The following is a 9,763-nucleotide window of genomic DNA, read 5'->3' as shown; positions in this document are numbered from 1 at the left end:
CCTTGTGCTGCGCGACGAACGGCACCGCCGAGCCGATGTTCGCCGCGGCCGACGAGATCGACACCGCGACGGTGAGCACGTAGTCGACCATGAGGGCGCTGCCGACGGTCAGGCCGGCGGTCGGACCGAGATTGGTGGTCGCGACCTCGTAGTCGCCACCCCCGGACGGATAGGCGTGCACGTTCTGCCGATAGCTGGCCACGACGACGGCCAGCACGATCGCGACCATCACCCCGATCCACGGCGCGAACACGAAGGCCGACATGCCGGCGACCGACAGGACCAGGAAGATCTCCTCGGGCGCGTACGCCACTGAGGACAATGCGTCCGACGCGAAGACCGGCAAGGCGATCCGCTTCGGCAACAGGGTGTGGCCGAGCGTGTCGCTACGGAACGGCCTACCCAACAACAACCGCTTCGTGGCGGTCGAAAGCTTGGACACTCGCAAAGCCTAAGCCGTCGCACGTCCGATGGACCCCCGACCCGCTCCCCTGTCCGATATGGCCGAATTGTGGAGCCTGGATGCTGGTTGCACGCGCGATCGCCGCACGGGGCGGTACGGTTTCGGTTCGGCAACCCGGCGACCGCCGGACAATGGACGTTGCCGGTCGGGCGTAGCAGCGGAACGGAGATCGAGCGTGTTCGTGGTGGTGATGGGGTGCGGTCGAGTGGGATCGTCGCTGGCCGCAGCACTCGTCCGTCTCGGGAACGAGGTCGCGGTCATCGACCGCGACCCCAGCGCCTTCCTGCGCCTCGGTCCGGACTTTCCCGGACAGACGATCGTCGGCATGGGATTCGACCGGGATGTGCTCGTGCGAGCCGGAATCGAGCGCGCCGACGCCTTCGCCGCGGTGTCGTCGGGTGACAATTCCAACATCATCTCCGCGCGTGTGGCGCGCGAGACATTCGGAATCGAGCGGGTCGTCGCCCGCATCTACGACGCCAAGCGCGCCGCGGTCTACGAGCGGCTCGGCATCCCGACCGTCGCGACCGTCCCGTGGACTACGGACCGCTTCCTGCATGCGCTCGTCCGCGACGCCGAGACCACCCGCTGGCGCGACCCGACGGGGACGGTCGCGGTCGCGGAGGTGAGCCTCCACGAGGACTGGATCGGCCGTAACGTCACGGAACTCGAGGACGCGACACAGTCTCGGGTCGCGTTCATCATCCGCTTCGGTGCCGGGCTGCTGCCCGACCGCAAGACGGTGCTGCAGGCCGACGACCAGGTGTACATCGCGGCGGTGTCGGGCACCGTCGCCGAGGCGCTCGCGCTGGCCGCGAACCCGCCCGCCGAGAACGACTGAGAGGACCACGCAGATGAAGGTGGCGATCGCCGGTGCGGGCGCCGTCGGGCGCTCGATCGCGCGCGAACTCATCCGCAACAAGCACGAGGTCATGCTGCTCGAACGCAAACTCGAGCATGTCGAACCCGAATCGGTACCGGACGCCAAGTGGGTGCACGCCGACGCGTGCGAGCTGAGCCTGCTCGAAGCGGCCGAACTCCAGGACTACGACGTGGTCATCGCCGCCACCGGCGACGACAAGACCAATCTCGTGCTCAGCCTGCTCGCGACCACCGAATTCGCCGTGTCGCGGGTGGTGGCGCGCGTCAACGACCCCCGCAACGAATGGTTGTTCGACGAGTCGTGGGGCGTCGACGTCGCGGTGTCCACGCCGCGGATGCTCGCCGCCCTCGTCGAGGAAGCGGTCTCGGTCGGCGACCTGGTTCGCCTGATGACGCTGCGCAAGGGCGCCAACCTCATCGAGATCACACTCCCCGACACGACAGCACTCGCCGGCAAGCCGGTCCGGAAGCTGGCTCTGCCGCGCGACGCGGCGCTCGTGACGATCCTGCGGGGCGATCGGGTAATCGTGCCGCAGCCCGACGATCCGCTCGAGGGTGGCGACGAACTGCTGTTCGTCGCGTCCGTCGAGGTCGAACAGGAACTGCGCGAGGCGATCGGGCTCTAGGAGTACCCGGTTCCGGTCAGTTGTCGTCGCGGCGCGTCTCGCCGCCCGGCAACGAGGCGTCCTCGTCGGTGACGGCCGGTTCGACGATGCGATCGGCACGACGCACCGCCCACAGCGTCACCAGCAGCACGACCGCGGTGAGCGGCCAGCCCATGCCGATGCGGGCGACCGCGAGCCAGCCCGTGCGGTCGGCATCGTAGAGGTGGTTCTGCACCAGGTACCGGGCCAGGAAGACCAGCGTCCACGCCACGGTCGCGAGGTCGTAGGCACGCACCGCGTCCCGGTGGGCACGCCACCCGGTGCCCTGGCCGTTGAGCATTCCCCAGATCACGCCGACGAGCGGATAGCGCACCAGCACCGACGCCAGGAAGACCGCGCCGTACGCGAGACTGCTGTAGATCCCGAACAGGAAGTAGCCCTTGGCGTCACCCGTCCGGTGGGCGATGAACGCGCACACCGCCACCCCGATGAACCCCGAGATCGCCGGCTGGATGGGGGTGCGCTGCGCCAGCCGCCACACCAGAACGGCGGTCGCGACGGCGATCGCCGCCCAGATCGCCGCGGTCAGACCCCAAAGGCTGTTGACCGGGACGAAAACCAGGACCGGCAGTGTCGAGGACACCAACCCGCTGAAACCACCGAGTTGCTCGAGTACCGTCGGCTGCTTGCTGTCGCTCACTCCTACGAGGGTGCCACAACGGGGCACCGGCACCTTCCGCTCAGGGGGTGATGATTACGAGCACGCGCGGGCGGATCCCACCGGCCGCGCGCCGTCGCCGGGAGCCGGCGACCGAGGATCAGACTCGTTCGCGCAGCTCGTAGTAGGGGTTGTAGATGATCTTCGCGCCGTCGCGTTCTCCGAGGCGGCCGCGGACCAGGATCGTCTTGCCCGGTTCGATGCCCGGGATGCGGCGGCGTCCGATCCACGAGAGCACGACCGAGTCGGTGCCGTCGAACAGTTCTGCCTCGACCGTCGCACTGGCCGCCTTCGAACAGGTCTCGACGCTGCGCAGACGCCCGAACATCGTCACTTCCTCGCCTCGCGTGCATTCGGCGGCCTTGCGGGCTCCGGTCGCCTGGGACGACTCCGCGATCTCCTCGGCGTCGATGCTCTCGATGTCCTCGGTCAACCGGCGGGTCAGTCGGCGGAAGTAACCGGTGGCGGGTGCCATAACAGCGCTCCTGAAACGGGTGCGGCATGGATCGCATTCCGCACATAGGGGTCTCTGACGGCCACTGTAGACCGAATCGAGACCTACAACCACATCCGGTGCGGCACCCTCGATTCGCGTTCGGCACTATCTACGCATGGCCGATGCCGATCCCACTGTGTTCCCCACACGGGACCTACCTCAAACCGCCGGTGACCTGCCGTTGACCGCGGTCGTCCTGCCCGGAACCGGCTCCGACGCGCAGTTCGCCGACGCCGCGTTCCGGGCCCCGCTCGAGCGTCGCGGCATCCGCGTCGTCGCCGTGGACCCGGACCCGCGGCGCGTCGTCGGCAGCTACCTCGACGCCCTCGACCGTGAGGCCCGCACGGGTGCGATCCTCGCGGGCGGGGTGTCGATCGGCGCTGCGGTGGCCCTGCACTGGGCGGCACAGCACCCGTCCGATGCAGTCGGGGTCCTGGCGGCGCTTCCGGCGTGGACCGGCTCCCCGGAGGAGGCGCCCGCCGCAGCCAGTGCCCGGTGGACGGCGCACGAGTTGCGTACGCACGGGCTCGAGCCTGTGGTCGCGGCGATGGTCGAATCGAGCCCGGCATGGCTGGGCCGGGAGCTGTCGCGGTCCTGGCGTGCCCAGTGGCCGGACCTGCCGTCCGCGCTCGAGGAGGCTGCGGCCTTCCACGCACTCGACGCGGAGGCTCTCGCGGGCGTGAGGGTGCCGGTCGGGATCACCGCCGCCGTCGACGACGCGGTCCACCCGCTCGCCGTCGCGCAGGAATGGGCCGCTCTGCTGCCCTGCGCCGCTCTGACGACCGTCACCCTCGCCGAGGTCGGTGCGGATCCGGCGATTCTCGGCGCGGGCTGCCTGGCCGTGTGGGAGCGTGTAACCGCGTGACGAATACCCGCGATACCTCCGGCATGTCATTGACATCACAAGTGCAGCCGATCGACGCTGCCTACGTATTGGACGCCGATCGAGGTCACCACCTCGATCCGCTCAACTTCTGGGTCTTCGACTCCGGGGTCGGGACACCCCCGACCGCCGCGGAGATCACCGAGCACTTCCGCCGGCGTGCCCCGATCTACGCGGAGCTGAACCGGCGCTTCGTCGCTGTTCCCGGGCATCTCGACCATGCGTACTGGGTGGCCGACGATCTGCCGGTCGAGCAGCGGATCCTGCACGACGAGCGGGTGGGGCTGGACTGGCCGGCGCTGCTCGACGTTCTCGAGGATCTGGCTGCCGACTCCCTCGACGCGCGGGAGACCGCCTGGCGGCTCGACATCTTCCACGGCGTGCGCGATGCTCCGGGTGCGACGGGCCCCGCGACAGTCGTGGTGTTCCGCGGAAACCACTCCCTGATCTCGGGACCGATCGTCCATCCCCTGTGGGAAGCCTTCTACGGCCAGGGCACCGAACCGGTGCACTTTCCCGGCCTGGGACCGGTGGAGCCGCGCCTCAATCCCGTGCTCGCGGCGGCGCGGGGGCTCGCGCGCGCCCCTCGCGCGACGATCCGTTACGTCCGTACGATCCGCGCCGCGGTGCGGGACGCCAAGCAGGCGCAGACGGCCGGAGCCGCCGGATCGGCGCCCGCACCGGAGATCACCTCGACCCGGCTCAACCGAGATCCCGGTGACCGTCGGACGGTCCTGGTGCTGCGGCTGGGACGGGTCGGTTCGCTGCCCCGGAACGTCACGGTGACCGCGCTCGCGCTCACCACCATCTCGCTGGCCCTGCAGCGCTATCTCACCGAGACGGAGGGCCGGTGCCCGCAGGATCTGACCGCGTTCGTCACCCTCGCGGTCGGGGCGGCGCCGGAGTCGCTCGGGATCAACCGAATCGGCTGGACGAACGTCCTACTGCACCCGGGCGTCGACGCAATCCCGGAGCGTGCCGCCGCGGTCCAGGCGTCACTGATCGAGAGTAGAGAGACGGCGACGGCGGCCTCCTTGCGCCGGCTGACCGACGCCGCCTCGATTCCGTCGTTCGTGCTGCCGAGGGAACTCGCTGCGAGCCGACGTCGGCTGGACGCACGCCCGGCCCCGCGCATGCACACCGCGCTCACCAGCATCCGGGTGAAGAACACCACGCCGTGGGCGCTGGCCGCACGTCCGCTCCTGTTCGGTGCGGGATGCCCACCGCTGACATCGGAGGCAACGCTCATCCACGGGCTGTTCGGCCTCGGAGACGACCTCACCCTGACGGTGATCACCTCACCGGACGTGATGCCGGACGCGCAGCGCTACGCCACGCTGCTCGAGGAGGCCTTCGCCGACGTCCTGGAGGAGGTCCGGCCGGGAGTGTGAGCCGGAGGCGACGAACCCGGCGGATGCGCAGGTTGCGGCTCCCGCCGGGTTCGGAAGCCGAGCTCCGGGGTTCAGAAGCCGAGCTGCTGCATGGCCGAGCCGGACTCACCCCGTCGCGGTCGCGGCGGTTGCGGCGCGGGTGTCCGAGGCGGGGTCAGCGGGGCTCCCGGCTGCCGGCCGGGGATCTGCTGCCCACCCGGCTGCGGTGGCATCTGTCCCTGCTGAAGCCGCTGCTGCTGGGCCTGCTGCTGGGCCTGCTGTTGCTGCTGGGCGGCCGCAGCGAGCTGCTCGGCCAGCACCTTCGGAAGCACAACCGGGAGCGGCGTGCGTACCGGATGCGGATCGGTGCCGCGGCGGACGACGGTGTCGGCGACGACCGCCCGCGCGATTTCCACCAGCGGTGCGTTCGCGGCGACCGCACCGGACGGTCCCGCCACTACACAGCGGATCATCCAGCGGTACCCGTCCACGCCGATGAACCGCAGGTCGGCGTTCGGGGTGACGCCGTGCAGTTCACGACCCCAGGGGCCGTCCTCGATGCTCACGGTCGCATTGTCGTTGCGCAGTGTGTCTGCGAGCTCGCCTGCGACTTCGCGCCACTGGCCGGGCGACTTGGGTGCCGCGTAGGCCGTCACAGTGATCCGGCCGTACTGGGTCACCAGGTGCACGGCCTGCGGTGCGCCGTTCTGCGCCATCTCGACCTGGATCTGCCCGCCCGGCGGAATGGGCACGAGAACCGAACCGAGGTCGAGCCGGGTCGTGCCGATCGCGTCCTCACCGATGTCGTCGATGTCGAACGGACCGGTTCCCGGTGCGGGCGGATTACCGCCGGCCTCGTCGTCGTGCTCGTCGTAGTCGTAGGCGGCGTCGTCGACGTAGGTGGACTCGGCGCGGTTCTTCTTACGGCGTCCGAACATGTCACATACCTTCCTTGACGAGCCCGGCGTGCCCGCCGCTCGATCCGTATCCGCCCGCGCCGCGAGTCGTGCCGTCGAGTTCGTCGACCTCCACGAAATCCACGAGCTCGACCTTCTGGACGACGAGTTGCGCGATGCGATCGCCGCGCCGCAGTTCGATCGGCTGTTCCGGATCGTGGTTGATCAGGCAGACCTTGATCTCGCCGCGATAGCCGGCGTCGATGGTGCCGGGGGTGTTCACGACGGACAGGCCGAACTTCGCAGCCAGGCCGGACCGCGGGTGGATCAGCCCGACGGTGCCGATCGGCAGCGCCACCGCGATGCCGGTTCCGACCAGCACCCGCCTGCCCGGTTCGATGGTCACGTCGGAGGTGGTGCACAGGTCGACGCCGGCGTCACCGGCGTGGGCCCGACGCGGCACGGGGATTCCCGGGTCGAGACGGCGAAGCGGGATGGCTGGTAGCTCGGTCACGTGGACCGAGACTACCCGTGCAGGCGACTACTCTGAACGACGTGTCTGAATCATCTCGTCCCGGGGCCGCCGCCCGCAGCGCGACCGGTTCCCCGGCCTACTCCGAACGTCTGTGGGTGCCTCTGTGGTGGTGGCCCCTCGGCTTCGGTGTGGCCGCCTTGCTCGCCGCCGAGCTGAACATGGCAGCTCGCGCCCTGCCGGATTGGCTGCCCTACGTGGTCCTGCTGATCGTTCCGGTGTGGATCCTGTGGTGGCTGTCCCGGAAGGAGATCCGGGTGGTCGGCGGTGAGCTCGTCGTCGACCGCGCTCACCTGCCGATCGACGTGATCGCCCGCGGTGTCGTCGTTCCCGCCAGCGCGAAGAGTGCAGCCATGGGCCGGCAGCTCGATCCGGCCGCCTACGTCTCCCATCGGCCGTGGGTGGGCACGATGGCGCTGGTCGTCCTGAACGATCCGGACGATCCGACACCCTATTGGCTGGTCAGCACAAGGCGGCCAGCAGAACTGCTGGCCGCCTTGGGATGTGCGGACACCTCGAAGAGCTGACACGGCCACGTTCTCTCCGGGGACCGCGGGGCCGTGTCTCCCGCTGTCCCCGGCGCAGCCGTCAGGCCGCGCAGTCCCGGCAGATCAGGACGCCGTTCTCCTCGCTCGCGAGCCGGCTCCGGTGGTGAACCAGGAAACAGCTCGAGCAGGTGAACTCGTCGGCCTGCTTCGGAACGACCCGGACCGACAGTTCCTCACCGGAGAGGTCTGCTCCGGGAAGTTCGAACGATTCGGCCGTATCCGATTCGTCGACGTCTACGACCGCGGACTGCGCCTCGTTGCGTCGCGCCTTCAGTTCCTCGAGTGAATCCTCCGACACCTCGTCGCTGTCGGTTCGCCTCGGTGCGTCGTAGTCAGTCGCCATATCCTCTTACCTCTAGTCCTCGTGCCGATGCTCTTCCGGCGAGCCCTGTTGGTGCTCTCCGGCCAGGGCAACGCCCGACTGTCACGGGAAGTTCCCGCTGGTGGTGTCCCGGTCTCGGACATACCCGGGGCTTCCGTTTCCGAACCCTTGTGGCCGCCTCCCTCGACGACCGGGCCGCCGAACAATAGCCGACGGAGAGGCGAATTTCTCAACCGTTTCGGGCGTGTGCGCGAATTGACGATCAATTGTCATCAACACCACAGCAACTCGAGACATTCCTGGGGCCGACCGCCTCCTCGTGACACGCGGGTGCGACCTCTACAGTGATGTCCGCACCCCACACAGAACGACGAGAGGCAGGGCGGCGTGGTTTCCCTGATCACCGAGGGCAGCGCGACGGACAAGCGCGGCCGGCCCTTCGTCCGGCGACGCACGGCCCCGGTCGCCGTCCTGTTCGCGATCCTGGCGGCGATCACGATGGTGGTCTGGATCTCGGTGTTCTCGTCGTCGGAGCCGGACACGACGACGGTCGCGTGCAATGCCCCGCCGACCGCGGCGACCGAACCGGGCGGGCCCGAGCCGGCGCCGCTCGGGGAGGTCGTGAGCCGCTCGACGCTGCTCGACGTGGAACCCGCCCCGGTGGCCGCGACCCGGGTGCGCGTGTTCAACGCCAACGGCGAACGTGGTCAGGCCACGCACGTCGCGGCCCAGCTCGGTGACTACGGCTTCGCGAGCGCTCCCGACGTGCAGGCCGGCAACGACCCGGTCTACGTCGATCAGAACATGCAGTGCCACGGTCAGATCCGGTTCGGTCCCGACGGGCTCGCCGCCGCCAGCACCGTCTGGCTGGTCGCGCCGTGTGCCGAACTGATCCAGGACACCCGCACCGACGACACCGTCGACCTGGCGCTGGGCACCTACTCGCGCGAGATCTCCCCCAACGCCGACGCCGAGGAGGTCCTGCAGGCACTGCGGGAGGCGCCGGTCGACGGGCAGACCGCTCCGCTGGACATCGATCTGCTCGCCGCCGCACGCACGGCACGCTGCTGAGCGCTACCCCCGCCGGGACGTGATCGGAGCGTCGGCTCCGATCTCGGTCAGCATGGCCAGGAACTCCTCGGCGATGCCCGGAGCGGCCGCCACGGTGAGTTCCCCGTCGGTACCGAACCCGGCGGGCAGCCGGAGCGACGCTCCCGCCTCCGCAGCGACGAGCGCACCGGCCGCCCAGTCCCACGGATTCAGCCCGTGCTCGTAGTGGGCGTCGAGCCGGCCCGCCGCGACCATGCACAGGTCGAGCGCGGCGGCGCCGATCCTCCGGATGTCGCGCACCCGTGGCAGCAACTCGGCGACGAGCCGGCCCTGGTGGGCCCTGCGGTCGGCGTCGTAGGAGAACCCCGTCGCCACGAGGGCCAGCCGCACGTCGGTGACCGGCGTGCAGCGCAGGGTCGTGACGATGCCGTCCGCGGTGGTCAGCGTGGCTCCGCCACCGGCCGCCGCCGAGTACGTGTCGCCCGTGGTCACGTCGACGACCGCCCCGGCGACCGAACGTCCGTCGATCTGCGCGGCCACCGACACCGCGAACGCCGGGATCCCGTACAGGAAGTTCACCGTGCCGTCGACGGGGTCGACGACCCACCGCACACGGAACTCGCCCGTCGCGGCATCGCCGCCGCCTTCCTCACCCAGGAATCCGTCGCCCGGGCGCAGCTGCGTCAGCCGTCGGCGGATCAGATCCTCGCTCTCGGTGTCCGCGATCGTGACGGGATCGGTGATCGTCGACTTCGTCCGGACCGCACCGGCCTCGGCGGCGGGATCCGACCCGAACAGTTCGCGTCGGCGGGCACGGACGTGGGTGGCGGCTTCCACCGCCACCGCCACCGCCACCGCGCGCAGCGCCTCGTGATCGCCGGAGTCGGCCGCGTCGGTGACATCGGGGACGCGGAGGGCGTCCGGTGGCTGGAATTCGCTCACCCGCCCATCCGAACACACGCCACGCCCGCACACCACCCACGGCCCGGCCGGGTTCG

11 protein-coding genes and 2 pseudogenes are annotated in these 9,763 nt (G+C 69.8%); 6 read left to right on the top strand and 7 right to left on the bottom strand.

What is annotated here, in order from left to right; all coding sequences use genetic code 11:
* Positions 1–442, bottom strand: a pseudogene (locus I0Q12_RS14925) (APC family permease); the annotation flags it as partial.
* A 28-nt stretch (positions 443–470) separates the two neighbouring features.
* Between I0Q12_RS14925 and I0Q12_RS35110 the strand changes: the two are divergent.
* A pseudogene (locus tag I0Q12_RS35110) lies at positions 471–1,262 on the top strand (NAD-binding protein); the annotation flags it as partial.
* Positions 1,177–1,971, top strand: coding sequence for a TrkA family potassium uptake protein (locus tag I0Q12_RS14915; protein WP_307846249.1), 795 nt, complete (start codon positions 1,177–1,179; stop codon positions 1,969–1,971). The pseudogene I0Q12_RS35110 and the gene I0Q12_RS14915, both read left to right, overlap by 86 nt.
* 16 nt (positions 1,972–1,987) lie before the next feature.
* On the opposite strand, the gene I0Q12_RS14910 is transcribed toward I0Q12_RS14915, so the two are convergent.
* Positions 1,988–2,650: a DUF3159 domain-containing protein gene (locus tag I0Q12_RS14910; RefSeq protein WP_197252646.1), complete on the bottom strand. Its 663-nt coding sequence runs from the start codon at positions 2,648–2,650 to the stop codon at positions 1,988–1,990.
* A gap of 118 nt (positions 2,651–2,768) precedes the next feature.
* On the bottom strand, positions 2,769–3,143 hold the full coding sequence (locus tag I0Q12_RS14905) for an OB-fold nucleic acid binding domain-containing protein (protein ID WP_197252645.1): 375 nt from the start codon (positions 3,141–3,143) through the stop codon (positions 2,769–2,771).
* Positions 3,144–3,279: 136 nt separating this feature from the next.
* On the opposite strand from I0Q12_RS14905, the gene I0Q12_RS14900 reads away from it, so the two are divergent.
* Both I0Q12_RS14900 and I0Q12_RS14895 read left to right on the top strand, forming a co-directional pair.
* Positions 3,280–4,029 (top strand): alpha/beta fold hydrolase, encoded by a 750-nt coding sequence (locus tag I0Q12_RS14900; RefSeq protein ID WP_231610701.1) that lies wholly within the window; start codon positions 3,280–3,282, stop codon positions 4,027–4,029.
* A 23-nt stretch (positions 4,030–4,052) separates the two neighbouring features.
* Positions 4,053–5,438 (top strand): wax ester/triacylglycerol synthase domain-containing protein, encoded by a 1,386-nt coding sequence (locus I0Q12_RS14895; RefSeq protein ID WP_197252644.1) that lies wholly within the window; start codon positions 4,053–4,055, stop codon positions 5,436–5,438.
* A 71-nt stretch (positions 5,439–5,509) separates the two neighbouring features.
* Here the strand turns inward: I0Q12_RS14895 and I0Q12_RS14890 are convergent, their stop codons facing one another.
* A complete protein-coding gene (locus I0Q12_RS14890) occupies positions 5,510–6,355 on the bottom strand; it encodes a DUF3710 domain-containing protein (protein WP_197252643.1) in 846 nt (281 codons plus the stop codon).
* 1 nt (position 6,356) lies between these two features.
* Positions 6,357–6,827 (bottom strand): dUTP diphosphatase, encoded by a 471-nt coding sequence (gene dut / locus I0Q12_RS14885; RefSeq protein WP_197252642.1) that lies wholly within the window; start codon positions 6,825–6,827, stop codon positions 6,357–6,359.
* Between the two features lie 41 nt (positions 6,828–6,868).
* On the opposite strand from dut, the gene I0Q12_RS14880 reads away from it, so the two are divergent.
* Positions 6,869–7,372: a DUF3093 domain-containing protein gene (locus tag I0Q12_RS14880; protein ID WP_248675125.1), complete on the top strand. Its 504-nt coding sequence runs from the start codon at positions 6,869–6,871 to the stop codon at positions 7,370–7,372.
* A 61-nt stretch (positions 7,373–7,433) separates the two neighbouring features.
* Here the strand turns inward: I0Q12_RS14880 and I0Q12_RS14875 are convergent, their stop codons facing one another.
* Positions 7,434–7,736, bottom strand: coding sequence for a DUF4193 domain-containing protein (locus I0Q12_RS14875; RefSeq protein ID WP_068162126.1), 303 nt, complete (start codon positions 7,734–7,736; stop codon positions 7,434–7,436).
* A gap of 366 nt (positions 7,737–8,102) precedes the next feature.
* Here I0Q12_RS14875 and cei point away from each other — a divergent pair, with 366 nt between their 5' ends.
* The gene (cei, locus tag I0Q12_RS14870; protein WP_197252641.1) at positions 8,103–8,786 is read left to right on the top strand and encodes an envelope integrity protein Cei; all 684 of its coding nucleotides are present in this window, start codon (positions 8,103–8,105) and stop codon (positions 8,784–8,786) included.
* A 3-nt stretch (positions 8,787–8,789) separates the two neighbouring features.
* On the opposite strand, the gene I0Q12_RS14865 is transcribed toward cei, so the two are convergent.
* Positions 8,790–9,629 (bottom strand): inositol monophosphatase family protein, encoded by an 840-nt coding sequence (locus I0Q12_RS14865; RefSeq protein WP_197252650.1) that lies wholly within the window; start codon positions 9,627–9,629, stop codon positions 8,790–8,792.
* Between the last annotated feature and the right edge of the window lie 134 nt (positions 9,630–9,763).

The sequence above is a fragment of the Rhodococcus sp. CX genome (assembly GCF_015865005.1).
Lineage (GTDB): Bacteria > Actinomycetota > Actinomycetes > Mycobacteriales > Mycobacteriaceae > Rhodococcus.
This window is presented reverse-complemented; position numbering and strand designations above follow the sequence as displayed.